Below are 19,324 nucleotides of genomic sequence, written 5' to 3'. Positions count from 1 at the left end.
CTTTCCAGACGACAGGCTTTTTGCCAGAATCTGCGAAAATTCTTCTCACCTGCACATCATGATCATCCGCCCCCATCGTCATTGGTTTTTACGCCTGTTTGCCTGGCACGGCTCGGTGCTGCCTGGCATTCTGTTTCGTCTGGGTCTTAATCTGGCGATGTCGCTTATCGCCATTCTCTGTGTCGGCTGGTATGGTTCGTCCGGCGTGAAATTGACGCTGGCACCGTTTAGCCTGCTCGGGGTTTCCATTGCGATCTTTCTCGGCTTCCGTAACAGCGTTTGCTATGCCCGTTTTACCGAAGCCCGTCAGCTGTGGGGCGGGTTACTGATCGCCTGCCGGACTCTTCAGCGGCAGGCGCTGGCTATCTGCCCGCATGAGGTGCCGCGCGTGACCGCGATGCTGCTGGCGTTCTGCTACAGCATGAAGCATCAATTGCGCCGCAGCGATGCGCGTGAAGATCTGACCCGTTATCTCGGGGATGAGGCGGAGATTGTTTTGCAGCGCCGCGCACCGACGAACTATATCGAGCTGCAACTTTCGCAGTGGCTGGCAGAGCAGCGTCGGCAGGGAAATGTATCCGATATGGTCTATGTCAGTATGGATCAGAGTCTTAATCAGCTGACGCAGGTGTTAGGCGGCTGTGAGCGGCTGGCCAGTATGCCGGTGCCGTTTGCCTATGGTCTGTTGCTGCACCGCACCGTGTATCTGTTTTGCAGCCTGCTGCCGTTTGCGCTGGTGCCGGATCTGCATTATATGACGCCGCTGGTTTCGGTATTTATTTCCTATACCTTTCTGTCGCTGGATACGCTGGCAGAAGAGCTGGAAACGCCGTTCGGCTTAGCCAATAACCATCTGCCGATGGATGCCATGTGCCGTAATATTGAGGTTAATCTGCGCGAAATGAACAATGAAACGCTGATACCGCCCGCAATCTTGCCCGACGCCCGGTTCCGTCTGGTTTAAGCTGAGAAAAACCGGCAGCGTGTGATTCACGCTGCCAGTTTAACTTTGCGGCAGGCCGACACCCGCGCAGCCGCAACCAATGAGTGAGGCGCGTTGAATCAGAACTGGTAGGTCAGGCCGACACCGGTAACATCATCTTTAGCGATGCCAAGCGGGTTGTCGTTGTCCAGCAGGTTAATTTTGTATTCTGCGTAGAACACCATGTTTTTATTGAAGTAATAGGACGTTCCCACCGCCACGTATTTAAACAGGTCGGCGCTGCCAATCCCTTCGATATCCTTGCCTTTGGAAGAGACATAGGCCAGCGATGGGCGTAAGCCGTTCAGGAACTGGTACTGGGCAACCGCTTCAAAATTTTGCGCTTTATTGGCAAAGCCGCCGCTAATTGGCGTAGCATTGCGCGTTTCGCCGTACATGCTCGCCAGGTAGATTTGATTAGCGTCGTACTTAATCGAGGTCGCCCACGACTGTGCGCGATCGCCATCACCGCGCGCCGCCGCATTCTGCGCTTCAGTGCGATCAATACTGGCCCAGGCACCGGTAATTCCTAACCCTGAGTCGTGATTGTAAGCGGCCGAGAGGGCATAGCCATCGCCGTTTGAGCGGCGTACAGCATCGGCATTGCCGCTGCGATCGTTTTTACCCTGATATTGCGCGGCGACATTAAGACCGTCCACCAGCCCAAAGAAATCGTTGTTACGCCAGGTCAGTACGCCACCCGCACGACCGGCGAGGAAGCCATCGCTGTAGCCGGAGTCGCCGCCAAATTTAGGCAGCATATCGGTGGCGGCCAGCGCGTCATAGACCAGGCCGTAGTTGCGGCCGTAATCCAGTGAACCCCACTCGGCGAATTTCAGACCGGCAAAGCCCAGACGGGTTTTGTTGCCGTTTTGCGCATCGGAACCTTCAGAGTTGTTCACCTGGAAATTATATTGCCACATGCCGTAGCCGCTCAGCTGCTCGGTGATCTGCGTTTCACCTTTAAAGCCGAGGCGGGCGTAAGTGGTATCGCCGTCGTTACTGGCATCATTGGAGAATACATGGCCGGCATTCACTTTTCCCGACAGGTCGAGCTTATTGCCATCCTTATTATAAATCTCTGAAGCCTGGACATTACCCAGCCCCAGCAGAAGGGGTATTACCACTGCAATTACGTTACGCTTCATCATTAAATTATCCTGTGAATTATTTTTATAGTGACGCGGATTGGCGACCGAAAGAAAATGTCACAAATAACAAATTTACAATAAGAACATAAGTGTAACAAAATGTAAAATAAAGGGTGTTATCATTATTTCAGCTGCTTACCGCACTATTTTAACAATGCTTATCGTTTTTTCTTATTAAAGTTCTCGCGCTGCGAAGAGGTATTTATTTATGTAATTCATTGATACTTATCATTTTATATTGATTAGATCTGATTAATTACCTCCGGTTTAACCATTGTTTATTTTTTATCCTGTATTTGTTTTTTTAGAGCACTCTGCCGTTATGACGCGAAAAACCCCTGAGCCTGTTACAGGTAATACTTATTTTTCATTTTAAAAGTTACAAATGTTTCTTGATGGAAATAGGTTTTTATGAGGTAAAAGGTTATATAAAGCCGAGTGGTTTCTTTCGGGATAATAAAGCACGTTAGCAGGGGGGGGAAGGGATTTGAATCATTCAGCGCATAAAAAAGCGGCGAAACTTTCGCCGCTTGAGGTTTATTGATTAGACTTAATGAAGTTTTAAACCGGCGGCGCTCATTAATGCACGGAACAGCGTCGCAACAATAAACAGCGCCATTACGCTGCCGAGCCAAATCACCAGCATCCACCAGACCCGTTTCCACCAGGGCTGTTGCACATTTTTGCGCGTCATTCGTTGGATAAATGCCATATTGCGCTCCTCAGTGATAACCATGCTCAGGTTTGACCTTGCCGCGGAATACGTAGTAACTCCAGAAGGTATAGACCAGGATGAGCGGGATGATAAATAGCGCGCCAACCAGCATAAAGCCCTGACTTTGCGGCGGTGACGAGGCGGCGCGGAAGCTGATATCCGGTGGAATCAGGTTCGGCCAGATGCTGATGCCAAGGCCGCTGAAGCCGAGGAACACCAGGGCCAGCGTCAGAATAAAGGGCGCGTAGTGCGCGCGGCGATTCCAGGCGGTATGCCACAGTCCCCAGGATACCAGCAGCACCAGAATCGGCACCGGCAGGAAGAAAAACAGTTCAGGAGTGCTAAACCAACGATCGGCAATCGACTGATGAATCAACGGCGTCCAGCCGCTGACAATCGCGAGGATAACCAGCAGCGCCAGCAGTAAAGGGCGTGCCAGTTTGCGCATCCGTTCCAGCAATTCACCATCGGTTTTGATGATTAACCAGCTGCAACCGAGCAGGGCATAGGTCACGACCAATCCCAGTCCGCAGAACAGACTAAACGGCGAGATCCAGTCAAATACGCTGCCGCTCCACACGCGCCCGTCGACCGGAAAACCATTCAGGAAGGCACCCAGCACCACCCCCTGCGAGAAGGTGGCAACAAACGAGCCGACGATAAAGGATTTATCCCAGAACGGACGGTGGGCCGGGGTCGCTTTAAAGCGAAACTCAAACGCCACGCCGCGAAATATCAGCCCGATCAGCATAATGGTCAGCGGAATCGCCAGCGCATCGAGGATCACCGCATAGGCTAACGGAAAGGCACCAAACAATCCGGCACCGCCCATCACCAGCCAGGTTTCGTTGCCGTCCCACACCGGTGCGACGGTGTTCATCATCACATCGCGATCTTGAGTGTCCGGCACCATCGGATACAGCAGACCGATGCCGAGGTCAAAACCATCCATAACCACATACATCAGGATGCTGAACACGATAATGATGAACCAAATCAGAGGGAGATCGATACCCATCACTGTTTCTCCTGAGGGTCGTCAAAGGATTCATCCGCCGCAGACAGCGGACGCGCAGGCGTGCGAGGCGTGCCGGGGCCGCCTTCAGGTGCATGTTCTTCATAAGGCTGCGGGCCGCGTGCCACCAGTTTCAGCAGATACATCAGGCCGACGCCAAATACCGAGCCATACACCAGAATAAACGCCAGCAAGCTGATCGACATATGCAGCGTGCCGTGTGCGGAAACCGCATCGCGGGTGCGCAGCAGGCCATAGACCACCCATGGCTGGCGGCCTATTTCGGTGGTAAACCAGCCGGCGAGAATCGCCAGTAATCCCGATGGCCCCATCACCAGTACAAAGCGGTGGAACCAGCGCTGATCGTAAAGCCGCTGGCGGAAACGCAGTATCAGACTCCAGATACCGGCAGCGATCATTAACAGACCCAACGCCACCATAATGCGGAATGACCAGAACACCACTGTCGAGTTAGGGCGATCCTCCGGCGGGAAGCTTTTCAGCGCCGGAATCTGCTTATCAAGGCTGTGGGTCAGAATCAGACTGCCGAGATAGGGTACTTCCAGCGCATATTTGGTCTCTTCGGCCTGCATATCCGGCCAGCCAAACAGAATCAGCGGCGTCGGCTCGGCGTTTTTATTCTCCCAGTGGCCTTCAATCGCGGCAATTTTAGCCGGCTGATACTTCAGCGTATTCAGGCCATGCGCATCGCCAATCACCGCCTGAATCGGCGCCACAATCAGTGCCATCCACATTGCCATGGAAAACATTCGCTTCACCGCCGGAGTTTTATTGCCGCGCAGCAGATGCCAGGCACCCGATGCGCCAACAAAAAATGTTGAGGCGAGGAAGGCGGCGGTCGCCATATGCAGCAGACGGTAGGGGAAGGAGGGGTTAAACACCACTTTCAGCCAGTCAACCGGAATTAGCTGATTGTTGACGATTTCATAGCCCTGCGGCGTATGCATAAAGCTGTTGGAGGCGAGGATCCAGAAGGTGGACATCAGCGTACCGAGCGCCACCATACAGGTGGAAAAGAAGTGCAGGCCAGGCCCGACACGATTCCAGCCAAACATCATCACGCCGAGGAATCCGGCTTCAAGGAAGAAGGCAGTGAGGACTTCATAGGTTAACAGCGGCCCGGTAATGCTGCCGGCATAGGCTGAAAAACCGCTCCAGTTGGTCCCGAACTGATAGGCCATCACCAGCCCGGACACTACGCCCATACCGAAGTTTACGGCAAAGATTTTTAACCAGAAATGATAGAGATCGCGCCAGGTTTCATTTTTAGTTTTCAGCCATAACGCTTCCAGCACCATCAGGAAACTTGCCAGCCCGATAGTGATAGCAGGGAAGATGATATGGAAAGAGACCGTGAACGCGAATTGTATCCTTGCCAGTTCGAATGCGTCTAAACCGAACATAGCCACCTCATTATTAAAATTGCGATGCTTTCGCGGAAGGGAATATAACCGGACAGACTACCCGGTCATAACAAGTGTAGAAGAGGTGCAGTTAAACACAGTATTAAAAACTATAGCAGACACAGTTTGTAGGAAATTGGCTATAACAGAATCCTCGCCTGCGCACCATTTCAGTGCCATGTGCGCCAGAATCGAGCGCTAAATGCTTCTTAATAAAACCAAATCCCATCATTGATCACAAAAGCGATATTTTATTTGGCAATTGCATAATTTCTCTTTTTTATGTTCGGCTTATGGCCTCCGCTCGGATAGTTATTCACTTTTTATGCATTTTACGTGCATATTTCTTCTGTGTAAGTTATTGATATTGTGTTGATGACATCGATTTATGCATTTATAGCGCTGGCTGGCACGATGCGTGCAATTTAGAGTGGAGCTGTGGTGAATCATTTTATTAACATTTTATAAACTTTTAGTTCACCCAATCGGGTGAACAGTGAGGCCGCTATGCAACAGTCAGTTTCGCGTGAAAATTTCGACCAGTGGATGGTTCCGTCATACGCACCGGCCACTTTTGTGCCGGTCAGAGCGGAGGGGTCAACGCTGTGGGATCAGGACAATAAAAACTATATCGATTTTGCAGGCGGTATCGCGGTTAACGCTCTGGGACACGCGCATCCTGAATTGCAGCAGGCATTGCAGCAGCAGGCGGCGCGGCTGTGGCATACCGGCAATGGCTACACCAATGAACCGATTCTGCGACTGGCGAAACAGCTGATCGATGCCACCTTTGCCGAGCGGGTATTCTTCTGCAACTCCGGCGCGGAGGCGAACGAAGCGGCGCTAAAACTGGCACGCAAATATGCGCATGACCATTATGGCCCGCATAAGAGCGGGATTGTCGCCTTTAACAATGCTTTCCATGGCCGCACGCTGTTTACCGTTTCTGCCGGTGGCCAGCCCGCGTATTCCAAAGATTTTGCGCCGCTGCCGGGAGCCATCGAGCACGCGGTATTTAACGATTTAGACTCGGCCGCCAGGCTGATTAATGATGAAACCTGCGCGGTGATCGTCGAGCCGATTCAGGGCGAAGGGGGAGTGGTTCCGGCTGAACCGGCGTTTTTGCGCGGTTTGCGCGCGCTGTGTGATCAGCATAATGCGCTGCTGATTTTTGATGAAGTGCAAACCGGCGTCGGCCGTACCGGTTCGCTGTACGCCTATATGCACTATGGCGTCACGCCGGATGTGCTGTCTACCGCCAAAGCGCTGGGCGGCGGCTTCCCGATTGGTGCCATGCTGACCACGGAAAAACTGGCGTCGTCGATGGGCGTCGGCACGCATGGCACCACCTATGGCGGTAATCCGCTGGCGGGCGCGGTGGCCGGTAAAGTGATTGAACTGATCAACCGCCCGGATGTGATGGACGGTGTTGGCCTGCGCCATCGCTGGTTTATCGACGGGTTAAACGCCATTAACCAGCGCCTGCACCTGTTTAAAGAGATTCGTGGTCTCGGCCTGCTGATTGGGTGCGTGCTGAACGAAGATTACAGCGGCAAAGCGAAACAGTTCAACCTGGCGGCAGCCGAACAGGGACTGATGGTGTTGATCGCCGGTGCCAATGTGGTGCGTTTTGCCCCGGCGCTGGTGATCAGTGAACAGGAAGTGAAAGAGGGGCTGGTCCGCTTCGAGCGTGCTTGCGAAGCGGTAGTTAAAGGAGCGAGCGTATGATGTTTATTCGTCCCGTTGAGCGGGACGATCTGCCGCAGCTGCTGGCGCTGGCGGGTAAAACCGGCGGTGGCCTGACCTCCTTGCCTGCCGACAGTAAAACCCTGTCGGCGCGGATCGAACGCTCAATCCAGACCTGGCAGGATGCTTTACCGCGCGCAGAGCAGGGCTATGTTTTTGTCCTTGCTGACAGCAGCAGCGGTAAGGCGGTGGGCATTTGCGCCATTGAGGTGGCGGTCGGCTTGCAGGACCCGTGGTACAACTTTCGCGTCGGCACCCAGGTGCACGCGTCGAAAGAGCTGAATGTGTATAACGTGCTGCCGACGTTGTCGCTCAGTAATGACCATACCGGCAGCAGCGAACTCTGTACGCTGTTTCTCGATCCCGAGTATCGCGATGGTAAAAATGGTTATCTGTTGTCGAAGTCGCGCTTTCTGTTTATGGCCGAGTTTCGCCAGCATTTTATGGACAAAGTGGTGGCGGAAATGCGCGGCGTCAGTGATGAACAGGGGCGTTCGCCGTTCTGGGACAGTGTCGGCAGCCGCTTTTTCTCGATGGCTTTTGCCGATGCTGACTTCCTTAGCGGCACCGGACAGAAAGCGTTTATTGCCGAGCTGATGCCCAAACATCCGCTGTATATCGACTATCTGTCGCCCGAGGCGCAAGCGGTGATTGGCAAAGTGCATCCACAAACCGCACCCGCGCGGGCGGTACTGGAGGCCGAAGGTTTTCGTTATCAGAACTATGTCGATATTTTCGACGGCGGCCCGACGCTGGAGTGCGATATTGATCGGGTGCGCGCTATCCGTAAAAGTCGGCTGCTGGCGGTGACGGTCAGTGATGCCGCACCGGATGAAAGCCTGCCGTTGTGTCTGGTGGCCAACAGTGATTACCAGCAGTTCCGCGTGATGTTGTTGCGCGCCGATGTGGACAGCGGAAGCATCGCCATCAGCCCTGAAGTGGCGCAGCAGATGAAATGTCAGTCTGGCGACAACCTGCGGGTAGTGAAACTCTGTACTGAGGAGAAAAAAGCATGACGCACTGGATTAACGGACAATGGCTTAGCGGCCGCGGTGAGACCTTCAGCAAACTCGACCCGGTTGACGGTGTGACGTTATGGCAGGGCCAGGCGGCGAGCGCTGAACAGGTGGCGGCAGCCAGTGAAGCGGCGCGCGCGGCGTTTCCCGGCTGGGCGCGACACGCTTTTGCTGCGCGTCAGGCCATTGTGGAAAAATTTGCCGCACTGCTGGAGCAAAATAAAGCAGAACTGACCGCCGCGATTGCGCAAGAAACCGGTAAGCCGCGCTGGGAGGCGCAAACCGAAGTACAGGCGATGATCAATAAAGTGGCGATCTCGGTTAAAGCCTTCCATGCCCGTACCGGTGAGCAGCAGGAGGGCGAAAGCTCGCTCCGCCATCGTCCGCATGGCGTGCTGGCGGTGTTTGGCCCGTATAATTTTCCCGGTCATTTACCCAATGGTCATATTGTTCCGGCGCTGCTGGCAGGCAATTGCGTGCTGTTTAAACCCAGCGAACTGACGCCGCTGACCGCCGAGCACACCGTGCTTTTATGGCAAAGCGCCGGATTACCGGCGGGCGTGCTGAATTTAGTACAGGGCGGACGCGAAACCGGGCAGGCGCTGGCGCAGAATAAACAGATTGATGGCCTGCTGTTTACCGGCAGCGCCAGTACCGGTTATCAGTTACATCGTCAGTTCGCCGGGCAGCCAGAGAAGATGCTGGCACTGGAAATGGGCGGCAATAATGCGCTGATCGTCGAAGATCCGGATGATATCGATGCGGCGGTGCATATCGCCATTCAGTCGGCGTTTATTACCGCCGGGCAGCGTTGCACCTGTGCGCGCCGTATGCTGGTTAAGCGCGGTGCTGATGGTGATGCTTTCCTGCGCCGCTTAGTGCAAGTGGCCGGGCGACTGACCACCGGCCGCTGGGATGATGAACAACAGCCGTTTATGGGCAGCGTGATTTCGTTGCAGGCGGCGGGGCATATCTTTAACGAATGGCAGGCGCGGGTAGCGGCGGGTGGCAAGGTCTTACTGGACATGCAGTGGCCGCAGCGCAGTAGCGCGATTCTGACGCCGGGCATTATTGACGTGACGCAGCTGAAAAATCTGCCGGATGAAGAGGTGTTTGGTCCGCTGCTGACGGTGATCCGTTACGACGATTATCCGCAGGCGATTGCCATTGCCAATAACACCCGCTATGGCTTGTCCTGTGGGCTGATTTCGCCGCAGCGTGAGAAATTCGATCAGCTGTTAATCGAGGCGCGCGCCGGCATCGTTAACTGGAACAAACCGCTGACCGGTGCGGCCAGCAGCGCACCGTTTGGCGGCATCGGCGCGTCCGGTAACCACCGTGCCAGCGCCTGGTATGCAGCGGATTACTGCGCCTGGCCGATGGCGTCACTGGAAAGCCCGCAGCTCTCTTTACCCACTGCGCTGTCACCGGGGCTGGATTTCAGTCCGGCAGGAGACCAGTAATGAAAGCAGCTGAAGTCAATTTTGATGGTCTGGTGGGCTTAACCCACCATTACGCCGGATTATCCTTTGGCAATGAAGCCTCAACCCGCAACCAGCATCAGCAATCCAACCCGAAGCTGGCGGCAAAGCAGGGCTTGCTGAAGATGAAGGCGCTGGCCGATCTCGGCTTTCTGCAGGGCGTTATTCCGCCGCATGAACGGCCAAATATCAGCGCACTGCGTCAGATTGGTTTTAGCGGCAACGATGCGCAGGTGCTGGCGAAAGCGGCAAAACAGGCGCCGCAACTGCTCTCTGCGGCCAGTTCCGCTTCGGCGATGTGGGTCGCCAATGCTGCGACCGTTTCGCCGTCAGCGGACAGTGGCGATGGCCGGGTACATCTGACGGTCGCCAACCTGAACAACAAGTTTCACCGCGCGATGGAAGCGCCAACCACCGAAGCGTTGCTGCGTGCCATCTTTCGCGATCGGCAGCACTTTAGCGTGCATTCGGCATTGCCGCAGGTGGCGCTGTTTGGTGATGAGGGTGCGGCCAATCATAACCGCTTTAGCACGGATTATGGCGAGCCGGGGGTCCAGCTGTTTGTGTATGGCCGGGAAGCAGCCAGTCACGGTCAGGCTCCGGCGCACTATCCGGCACGACAGACGCGTGAGGCGAGTGAAGCGGTGGCGCGTCTGCATCAGTTAAACCCGGAAGCGACAGTGTTTGCCCAGCAGAACCCGGCGGTTATCGATCAGGGCGTGTTTCATAATGATGTGATCGCCGTCAGTAACCAGCAGCTCCTGTTTTGTCATCAGCAGGCTTTTCTTAATCAGCCACAACTGCTGACCGAGCTGCAAGCAAAGGTGCCCGGTTTTACCGCCATTGAAGTGCCCGACAGTAAGGTATCGGTGAGTGACGCGGTGCAAACCTATCTGTTTAACAGTCAGTTGCTGAGCCGCGACAATGGCAAAATGTTGCTGGTGCTGCCGGAAGAGGCGCGTCAGCATGCCGGTGTCTGGCGCTATCTGTGTGAAATGGCAGAGAGCGGTGGGCCAGTCGATCAGCTACAGGTGTTCGATCTGCGTGAGAGCATGTGTAACGGCGGCGGCCCGGCTTGTCTGCGATTGCGCGTGGCGCTCAATGCTGAGGAGCAGGCGGCGGTCAATCCGGCGGTGATGATGAATGAGCCGTTATTCGCTGTGCTGAACGGTTGGGTCGATCGTCACTACCGCGATCGGCTGTCGCAGGATGACCTCGCTGACCCGCAATTGCTGATTGAGGGGCGCGAAGCGCTCGATGAGCTGACCAAGCTGCTAGACTTAGGGAGTATTTACCCTTTCCAACGATGATCACGGATGAACTGCAGAGACGGCGTAATACTGGCCGTTACGCCGCCTCCAGAATAAGGAGCAAGATGCTATCAAGGAGTACCAATGCAGGATTTTTTACAGCAAACGCTTTCTGGTGAAACACCGCAACCTCAGTCAGGAGAAAACCCACAGCTGCGCTGGCAGTGGTGGGATGAAGGGATACTGGAGTTAACGCCGCATCAGCCGACGCGTCAGGCGATTGTTATTTCGGCGGGGCTGCACGGCAATGAAACTGCGCCGGTCGAGATACTGAATCAGTTAATGACACAGTTACTGAAAGGTGAAAAAGCGCTGGTGCCGCGGATTCTGGTGATCCTCGGTAACCCGGCGGCGCTGCGTGCCGATAAACGCTATATCCGTTGTGATATTAACCGCATGTTTGGTGGTCGCTGGCAACAATATGAAGATTGCCCGGAAGCGCGGCGCGCCTGGCGACTGGAACAGGCAATGGAGACGTTCTGGCAGGCGGGTGATCATGTTGAGGTGTGCTGGCATATCGATCTGCATACCGCGATCCGTGGCTCTTATCATCCGCGTTTTGGCGTATTGCCGCTTAATCAGCGCGAGTGGCCAGAGAACTTTATGCAGTGGCTGTCGGCCGCCGGACTGGAAGCGCTGGTCTTTCATCGCGCACCGGCCGGTACCTTTACGCACTACAGTTGCGAACACTTTAATGCCGCCAGCTGTACGCTGGAGCTGGGCAAAGCACAGCCATTCGGTGAAAACGATCTGTCGCAATTTGCGGCGGCAAAGCAGGCGCTGGCGTCGCTGCTGTTTGGTGAACCCTTGCCGCAAAACGAAGAAACGCCGCGCCGCTATCGGGTGTCACAGCAAATTACCCGTTCTTCAGACGCCTTTATACTGCATATGAACGCTGAAACGCTGAATTTTACCGCCTTTCCGCAGGGGACATTGCTGGCTGAGGATGGCGAAAAGCGTTATTACGTCCAGCAGGCGCGTGAGTATGTGTTATTTCCGAATCCGCATGTTGCGCCTGGGCTACGCGCGGGCTTAATGCTGGTGGAAGATAATGCCCACAATAAAACCACCGGTTCCTGACTGATACACCGGGCGCAACACGCGCCCGCAATAAAGTGTAAAGCTGCGGTGTTTATCTTTCCCTGAAACTGTATTTAGCGTTACACTCCTCCATAATTTCTGCCGAAATCCCTGCAAATTCATATTCTTTAGCAATTCTTAACCCAATTCTTCTTATTCTCTCCATGATTGTTTCATTATTGTCTTTTATGCTTTCACGGCTTTACCCACGCTCTGAGTACTTGACGTTCAGCGCCCTAAACTTGATTCCGTACTCACGACACAGGCTGTCGTCATAAAACTGAAAAGTAAGGACAATATTATGCGTAAATTAACATCCCTTTTTATTGCAACTACACTGGCACTGGGTGCAGCTAATATCGTTCACGCTGCAGCGGACAACCTGACGCCTCCGCCAGCCGGCGCAGAAAAACCGATGCACAAGCCACCGATGCATCGCGGTATGCACGATATGTTTAAAGGTCTGAATCTGACCGATGCGCAGAAAGAGCAGATGCGCACTATCATGCATGACTCACGTAAAGAGATGAAACGCCCGTCGCTGGAAGAGCGCCGTGCTAACCACGCGATTATCGCGGCAGACAACTTTGATAAGAGTAAAGCCGAAGCGCAGGCGGCGACCATGACCGCCAACGCTAAACAGAATGCGGTTGCGATGATGGAAACCCAGAACAAGCTGTATAACGTTCTGACCCCGGAACAGAAAAAGCAGTACAACGCTAATTTTGAGAAGCGTCTGACAGAAAAACCTAAGCACCAGGGTAAAATGCTGCCACCAGCAGAGTAACCACTGACTCAGCACTGTTAAGATTTGAGACCGCCGGTGTTGCCCACATTGCCTTTCAGGTTGTGGTCAACACCGGCGGTTTTACATTTATGTCAGCTCAATAATCGGGTATTTGCCGCTCAGCAGCGGGCGACAGAGGATCTTATAGCCGTCGTTATCGAAGCCCTCAGGCGTGGCGCACAGCGACGACGCCTCACTGATATCGCTGACCGAACCGAGATAAAACCAGTGATCGATAATATGGATCTGCGTTTCTGCCGGTCCTTGTTCTACTAAACCTATCGCTCCCTGATACGGCCAGCAGACAATCCGCACCTGCTCCAGCGCCGCCAGCAGCCGTTGCTGATGCGCCTCTTCACTCTCTTTTCCGCAGCAGGCTCCGGCACAACGCCCGAGACTGGCGCGAAAGCAGCCACGCCCTTTACTGAGCTTTTCCAGACCAAGTAAGCCATAACAGAGCCGCTGTTCATCGGCAATTTTCTTGAGCTGTTCAAGGGCGGCAAAGCGGCTGGCGTACAGACCAAACAGATTGGGGGAGGTGGAGAAATCCAGCTCTTTGGCATACACCACGGCGGGTTTGCTGCCGTTTAACTGTAACGAGCAGAGCTGACGATTTTTACGCAGTCGCTTATTAAACAGCGGCTGCTGAGTTTTGATCATCTGCGCTTCCAGCAACAGTGCACCCAGTTCGCCTGCGGTGGTGGTCCAGCTGATACGCCGCGCCTGGCGCAACATTCGGGCTTCGTCGGTGGTGCGGAAATGCGACATTACCCGCGTGCGCAGGTTAACGCTTTTGCCAATATACAGCGGCATCACGTCGCTTTCACCGTGAAAAAAATAGACGCCGGGCAGGTTGGGGATCTCATCCAGCCAGCTGCGCAGGTGTTCGGGATATTCATAAATTGCGGCGGGTTCAAATTCCAGCCGATGACTCGCTACTCGCCTTACCACACGGCACTCCGGTTACTGGTTACTTATCCAGTATAGCAGCTGAAAGGAGAACAAAAAAGAGTCAGTAATGGCGGGTGAAAATGCGGAAAGCTTTGCGGGCGGCGAGTATGCCGCCCGTGCTGATAAGCGGACTATTTTTTCCAGAAATCGTCAAACACCGTGATTGGCGGGCGGCGTTTATGTTCGGTTTTCAGATACCAGCCTTCGATAATTTTCGCCGTCTGTGCTTCAACCGGTTTCCCTTCCAGATACTGATCAATCAGCTGATACGTCACGCCCAGCGCCACTTCATCCTGCAAACCAGGCCGGTCGTCTTCCAGATCGGCAGTGGGCTGTTTCAGATAGAGATGCTCCGGGCAGCGCAGCGCTTGCAGCAGCTGTTTTCCCTGACCTTTATGCAGACGGAAAATCGGGTTGATATCGGTGCCGCCGTCGCCGTATTTGGTAAAGAAGCCGGTTAGCGCTTCTGCCGCGTGATCGGTGCCGACCACCACGCCCGCATTCATCCCGGCAATGCTGTACTGCGCCTTCATCCTTTCACGAGCTTTTTCATTACCGCGAATAAAATCAGACAGGGTGACGCCCGCATCTTTCAGCGCTTTTTCGCTGGCCAGCACCGCTTCTTTAATATTGACGGTCAATAGCTGGTCAGGCTGGATAAAATCGATAGCATCCTGACAGTCTTGTTCATCCGCCTGTACGCCATACGGCAGGCGCACCGCAATAAAACGGTAATCGCGATTACCGGTCTCGGCGCGCAGTTCGTTAATCGCTATCTGGCTCAGTTTGCCGGTCAGAGTGGAGTCCTGACCGCCGCTGATCCCCAATACTAAGGATTGAATAAACGGATGGGCTTTCAGATAAGACTTCAGAAATTCAACGCTGGTGCGGATCTCCTGCTGCGCGTCGATGACCGGCTTAACGCCGAGTGCTGCGATAATCTCTTGCTGCAGTGCCATGAATCTCTCCTCAAGTCAGTTACGAAAGCGTTTTCTGTAAAGCTAACGCGCATCAGGCGAAACGACAAGAAACAATCACTGTCGTTTCGCATCAAATGCTGTTAAATCAGGCAGTTTTCGGTTTTTTCGCCAGCAGCGTAAACATGATAATGGCCAACATGTAGCAGCCAAAAATCGTCATGGTCATGGTCAGCACCGAGGTGCCGCCAATGCCGGTAACCGGCACGCTGATGGCTCCCAGAGTAAACATAGTGACGCCAATCACCGCGGAAGCACTGCCGGCACGATGCCCCTGGCTTTGCATCGCCAGCGATGAGGCGGTGGTGGCAATCACGCCGTTACTTGCCACGCTAAAGAACAGCGCCACTAATACCAGCGGTAGCGCGGCACCGCTGAGTCCGGCCAGCAGCAGGGTGGCGGAGGCGATAAACGCCAGCGTCAGGCCACCTTTCAGCACCCGGTACTCGCCCCACAGCGGACAAAGACGCGCACTGGTTTGAGACGCAATGACCAGGCCAACGCCGTTGGCAGCAAAGCACAGGCTGAATGCCTGCGGCGACATGCCGTACAGTTCCTGTAGCACAAACGGTGATGCGCCGATATAGGCGAACATGCCGGACATCATAAAGCCCTGCGTCAGGCAGAATCCCATAAATGGGCGATGCGTCACGACCTGGCCGAGTGCCGCCCAGGCAGAAAACAGGCTGCCCTGACTGCGTCTTTCCATCGGCAGCGTCTCTTTTAATTTGATACGCGCCAGCAGCAATAGCAGGAGGGCAATCAGCGCCAGCACCATAAACAGGCCACGCCAGTCGAGAAATGCCATCAGCGCGCCGCCCATCACTGGTGCTGCAATCGGCGCGAGGCCATTAACCAGCATCAGCAGCGCGAAGAAACGCGTCAGTTCATGGCCGCTGTACATATCACGCGCGATGGCACGCGACAGTACCGCGCCACCGGCGGCAGAAAGTCCTTCAAACAGGCGCGCCAGCAATAGCTGATGAATATCCTGCGCCAGCGCACAACCGACGGAAGCAATACACAGCAGCACCAGCGACAGTAACAGCGGGCGAATTCGACCGTATTTGTCACTCATCGGGCCGAAAATCAGCTGACCGGCACCGAGGCCAAGCAGACCGGCGGTCAGACTCAGCTGCGCGGTGGCGGTGGGGGTGTTCAGATCGCGAGCCAGTTCAGGCAGCGCCGGTAAATAAAGGTCGATACAGAGCGGCCCGAGTGCCGCCAGCAAGCCGAGGGTGATCGCATAGCCAAGGCGACCAGGATGTGCAGGTGTCATTAATCCTCTGTCTCAAATAAGGGGGTTACAGGTTGCGTGACGATTATCGAAGGCGATCTTCTGGGGTGTTGATTGCTATAAGTATTATACGCAAGCTATCAGTTAAGCCCAGCCTTTTCCCGCCGTCAGTCGGAGCTGAACAGGACTGTATCAGCGGACTCCTAAAAATCAGCGATTGCCAGCATAAACTTGATAAATCAGCGTTTATATTCCAGGCTTAAATTCGCATGGATAATAAATGAGGAATAACAAGATGACTAAAGTAACGGGACTTATTGGTGCTGCAGTGGCTCTGGCGATGTTATCTGGCTGTACGGCTTATGATCGTGCAGAAAGTTATGTCTCCAAGCCAGTGGTGAAAGACGTTAAGAAAGGCATGACACGTGACCAGGTACGCCAGATTGCAGGCGCGCCGTCTACCGAAATCACCATGGTACATGCGCGCGGCACATGCCAGACTTATGTACTGGGCGAGCGTGATGGTAAACCACAGACTTACTTTGTCAGCTACAGCGATACTGGCCGCGTAATGAACTATGGCTTCCAGAGCTGTAAAGATTACGATACCGACCCGCAGGCCAATCAGTAATTACTGAGCGGGTCTGTGATTAAATAACCCGGGAGCCTGAGGTTCCCGGGTTTTTTTATGTCGTGCGCCCTGGGGATAGCTTATATTTTAAGATGGTGGGTGACAGAAACAGCAGGGCGGCGGAAACGCCGCCCATGGACAGGTTTACGCCGGTACGCTCAGCGCCTTCTGGCTGCGTGACCAGATACGGTGCGCCGCCATAAATGACAGGAACTCGCTCATAAACAACCCTTCGGCTTTATCATCTTCGACAATGCCTTCTTCCGGTTCATCATCGCCCAGCCCGAACTGCGCTTTAAAGCGTCGCGCATCGCCGCTCAGACCAATCACCTTCAGATGCTTGTAAGCTTCCAGCAGATAGTAGCGCGCATCACCGCTTAGCAGCAGTGCGTCAATATTGCCATCCGGCACTATGACGGCATCAAAGGTGAGTGACGGCAGGCCGCTAAAGGTGGCGTCAATCGGCAGTGTCGAGCCGTCATCAGCCCGCACCTGACCCATATGCGATGCCAGCAATTTGGCATGAACACCACTGGCTTTCAGCTCCTGCAAAATCGCCAGCACATCGGCGGCTTTCACCCCATCGCTGATTAACAGCGCCACCTGGCGACCTTTGACATTGCCGCTTGGTACGGCATACAGGCTGAGGCTGGCATCCTTTTTCAGGCCGTTAACATCTTTCGGCGGCGCGGTATGCAGTTTCTCGTCGGACAGCGCAATACCCAGGTTTTCCGCCACCGCATGCGCCAGCGAAACATCAATATGCACCAGATGATCCACCACCCGCTCGCGAATATAAGGACGGGAGAGCTTACCGAGTTCGAACGAGAAGGCATCAATAATATGCTGCTGTTCGACCGGCGTCTGGCTCAGCCAGAACAGGCGCGGCTGCGAGTAATATTCGCCGAACGACGGACTGCGCTCACGCACTTTATGGCCTTCAATCCGCTCCTGATAACTTTCAAAGCCGCCACGGTGCGGTGCCGGTGGCGTTTCGCGCGGCCAGTTATCATTGATGGAGTTAGGTTCATAGTTTGCCGGATTGGTATCGATATCCTGACGATGCATGCCACCGCGCTGGAAATTATGATACGGGCAAACCGGGCGGTTAATCGGGATTTCGTGGAAATTCGGCCCACCAAGACGGCTAATCTGCGTATCGGTGTAGGAGAACAGACGCCCCTGTAACAGCGGGTCGTTGGAGAAATCGAGTCCCGGCACAATATGACCGGGATGGAACGCCACCTGTTCGGTTTCCGCAAAGAAGTTATCCGGGTTGCGGTTCAGCACCATTTTACCAATCAGCTCGACCGGCACCAGCTCTTCCGGGATCAGTTTGGTGGCATCCAGCAGATCAAAGTCGAACTTAAATTCGTCCTCTTCCGGCACCAGCTGTACGCCCAGCTCATATTCCGGGAAGTCTCCGGCTTCAATCGCCTCCCACAAATCGCGACGGTGGAAATCCGGATCGCGGCCAGTGAGTTTTTGCGACTCATCCCACAGTAACGATGCTTTACCCGCCACTGGTTTCCAGTGGAAGCGCACAAAGGTGCCTTTGCCTTCGGCGTTAATCATTCGGAAGGTGTGAATGCCAAAGCCTTCCATGGTGCGATAGCTGCGCGGAATACCACGGTCTGACATCGCCCAGATGACATTATGCAACGTTTCTGGCTGAAGCGAGACGTAATCCCAGAAGGTGTCATGGGCGCTCTGTCCCTGCGGCATTTCATTGTGTGGCTCGGGTTTCACCGCGTGAACAAAGTCAGGGAATTTATGCGCATCCTGAATAAAGAACACTGGCGTGTTGTTGCCGACCAGATCGAAAACCCCTTCCTCGGTGTAAAATTTGGTGGCCCAGCCACGAATATCGCGCACGGTATCGGCCGAACCGGCGCCACCTTGCACGGTAGAAAAGCGGACAAAAACCGGGGTGACGGTATCAGGATCGCGCAGGAAGTCAGCTTTGGTGATATCACTCATATCGCGATACGGCTGGAAATAGCCATGTGCCGCAGAACCACGTGCGTGCACGATGCGCTCCGGAATGCGTTCATGGTCAAAATGGGTGATTTTCTCCCGCAGGATAAAGTCTTCCAGCAGGGTTGGCCCACGCGTACCGGCACGCAGCGAATTCTGGTCGTTGGCAATGCGCGTGCCCTGATTGGTGGTCAGCGGGAAATTTTCACCGCCTTTACGGTGTGATTCCAGCTGATCAAGTTTGGCATTGTGGGTATCGGGCGCTTTCAGGCTGCCTGGCGCTGTCGGTTGCTTTCCCGGCGCACTCGGCTCGGCTGAAGGTTTGTGAGAACCATCCGCTGGTGCCAAAGAATCAAGTCCGGGTTTTGCCGACTCCGGGCCTGTTGCCGGCGCATTATGGCTCAGTTCCTTGTTATCCGTTTCTTTCGACATGATGTAGTGCTCCCGTTGATGTCGTGTTTAGGCATCCTTAACTATAGAACAGTGGCAGGTATACGCCTGCAAACTTCATGGATATGTCATAACAGGACAGAGAATCACCGGACGGAGCGGGGGGACAGTGCTGTAAGGATTTATGTCGCGGATATGAAAAAGGCCGGAGATTCCGGCCTTTAATCATTTACTGATGGGAGAGTTCAGCGCGCTCGTCGCTGTTCAGCACCTTTTTATCGGTCATTTTCAGCCAGCGGCTGGTCAGCGAGCCGGCAGTCATTGAACCATTAACGTTAAGCGCGGTACGGCCCATATCAATTAGCGGTTCAATTGAAATCAGCAGCGCAACCAGCGTGACCGGCAGGCCCATGGCGGGCAGGACAATCAGCGCGGCAAAGGTCGCGCCACCGCC

The 19,324-nt window shown here is 54.4% G+C and carries 17 protein-coding genes; 8 read left to right on the top strand and 9 right to left on the bottom strand.

The features are described from left to right. Positions 1-58 precede the first annotated feature (58 nt). Positions 59-964, top strand: a complete 906-nt coding sequence (locus NG42_RS18480; protein WP_052901948.1) for a bestrophin family protein — start codon at positions 59-61, stop codon at positions 962-964. 98 nt (positions 965-1,062) lie between these two features. Here NG42_RS18480 and NG42_RS18475 read toward each other — a convergent pair whose 3' ends face one another. The 4 genes from NG42_RS18475 to NG42_RS18465 form a co-directional block, all read right to left on the bottom strand. Continuing rightward, the gene (locus tag NG42_RS18475; RefSeq protein ID WP_052901946.1) at positions 1,063-2,133 is read right to left on the bottom strand and encodes a porin; all 1,071 of its coding nucleotides are present in this window, start codon (positions 2,131-2,133) and stop codon (positions 1,063-1,065) included. Between the two features lie 550 nt (positions 2,134-2,683). Then, positions 2,684-2,845, bottom strand: a complete 162-nt coding sequence (locus tag NG42_RS22225; protein WP_072133158.1) for a DUF2474 domain-containing protein — start codon at positions 2,843-2,845, stop codon at positions 2,684-2,686. A 10-nt stretch (positions 2,846-2,855) separates the two neighbouring features. Further along, the gene (gene cydB / locus NG42_RS18470) at positions 2,856-3,866 is read right to left on the bottom strand and encodes a cytochrome d ubiquinol oxidase subunit II (protein ID WP_052901944.1); all 1,011 of its coding nucleotides are present in this window, start codon (positions 3,864-3,866) and stop codon (positions 2,856-2,858) included. Further along, the gene (locus tag NG42_RS18465) at positions 3,866-5,287 is read right to left on the bottom strand and encodes a cytochrome ubiquinol oxidase subunit I (protein WP_052901942.1); all 1,422 of its coding nucleotides are present in this window, start codon (positions 5,285-5,287) and stop codon (positions 3,866-3,868) included. The genes cydB and NG42_RS18465 overlap by 1 nt, the downstream gene beginning before the upstream one ends. 507 nt (positions 5,288-5,794) lie before the next feature. Here NG42_RS18465 and NG42_RS18460 point away from each other — a divergent pair. The 6 genes from NG42_RS18460 to spy all read left to right on the top strand — a co-directional run bounded on the left by NG42_RS18460 (position 5,795) and on the right by spy (position 12,707). After that, positions 5,795-7,015 carry an aspartate aminotransferase family protein gene (locus NG42_RS18460; RefSeq protein WP_052901940.1) on the top strand — a complete coding sequence of 407 codons (1,221 nt, stop codon included), beginning with the start codon at positions 5,795-5,797 and terminating at the stop codon, positions 7,013-7,015. After that, complete coding sequence (gene astA / locus NG42_RS18455) at positions 7,012-8,049, top strand: arginine N-succinyltransferase (protein ID WP_052901938.1); 1,038 nt, start codon at positions 7,012-7,014, stop codon at positions 8,047-8,049. The genes NG42_RS18460 and astA overlap by 4 nt, the downstream gene beginning before the upstream one ends. Further along, positions 8,046-9,512: a succinylglutamate-semialdehyde dehydrogenase gene (astD, locus tag NG42_RS18450; RefSeq protein WP_052901936.1), complete on the top strand. Its 1,467-nt coding sequence runs from the start codon at positions 8,046-8,048 to the stop codon at positions 9,510-9,512. Before astA ends, astD begins: the two co-directional genes overlap by 4 nt. Then, on the top strand, positions 9,512-10,840 hold the full coding sequence (astB, locus tag NG42_RS18445; protein WP_052901934.1) for an N-succinylarginine dihydrolase: 1,329 nt from the start codon (positions 9,512-9,514) through the stop codon (positions 10,838-10,840). Before astD ends, astB begins: the two co-directional genes overlap by 1 nt. Before the next feature lie 84 nt (positions 10,841-10,924). Further along, positions 10,925-11,920 (top strand): succinylglutamate desuccinylase, encoded by a 996-nt coding sequence (astE, locus tag NG42_RS18440; RefSeq protein ID WP_052901932.1) that lies wholly within the window; start codon positions 10,925-10,927, stop codon positions 11,918-11,920. Between the two features lie 301 nt (positions 11,921-12,221). Then, positions 12,222-12,707, top strand: a complete 486-nt coding sequence (spy, locus tag NG42_RS18435) for an ATP-independent periplasmic protein-refolding chaperone Spy (RefSeq protein ID WP_052901930.1) — start codon at positions 12,222-12,224, stop codon at positions 12,705-12,707. 87 nt (positions 12,708-12,794) lie between these two features. On the opposite strand, the gene cho is transcribed toward spy, so the two are convergent. The 3 genes from cho to NG42_RS18420 form a co-directional block, all read right to left on the bottom strand. Then, positions 12,795-13,658 (bottom strand): excinuclease Cho, encoded by an 864-nt coding sequence (gene cho / locus NG42_RS18430; RefSeq protein ID WP_052901928.1) that lies wholly within the window; start codon positions 13,656-13,658, stop codon positions 12,795-12,797. Between the two features lie 131 nt (positions 13,659-13,789). Further along, entirely contained in the window at positions 13,790-14,617 is an 828-nt protein-coding gene (gene nadE / locus NG42_RS18425; RefSeq protein ID WP_052901926.1) for an ammonia-dependent NAD(+) synthetase, read from the bottom strand. A gap of 106 nt (positions 14,618-14,723) precedes the next feature. Beyond that, positions 14,724-15,914, bottom strand: a complete 1,191-nt coding sequence (locus NG42_RS18420; RefSeq protein ID WP_052901924.1) for a multidrug effflux MFS transporter — start codon at positions 15,912-15,914, stop codon at positions 14,724-14,726. A 253-nt stretch (positions 15,915-16,167) separates the two neighbouring features. On the opposite strand from NG42_RS18420, the gene osmE reads away from it, so the two are divergent. Next, positions 16,168-16,503 carry an osmotically-inducible lipoprotein OsmE gene (osmE, locus tag NG42_RS18415; RefSeq protein WP_052901919.1) on the top strand — a complete coding sequence of 112 codons (336 nt, stop codon included), beginning with the start codon at positions 16,168-16,170 and terminating at the stop codon, positions 16,501-16,503. A gap of 144 nt (positions 16,504-16,647) precedes the next feature. Here the strand turns inward: osmE and katE are convergent, their stop codons facing one another. Continuing rightward, positions 16,648-18,912 carry a catalase HPII gene (katE, locus tag NG42_RS18410; protein ID WP_052901917.1) on the bottom strand — a complete coding sequence of 755 codons (2,265 nt, stop codon included), beginning with the start codon at positions 18,910-18,912 and terminating at the stop codon, positions 16,648-16,650. 187 nt (positions 18,913-19,099) lie between these two features. Continuing rightward, positions 19,100-19,324: cation:dicarboxylate symporter family transporter (locus tag NG42_RS23640; RefSeq protein ID WP_052901983.1), on the bottom strand; the 225-nt coding region annotated here is incomplete at its 5' end.

Origin of the sequence: Winslowiella iniecta, assembly GCF_001267535.1 — a bacterium.
GTDB lineage: Bacteria > Pseudomonadota > Gammaproteobacteria > Enterobacterales > Enterobacteriaceae > Erwinia > Erwinia iniecta.
The sequence above is the reverse complement of the archived record's forward strand: the minus strand, read 5'-3'. Positions and strand labels throughout refer to the sequence as shown.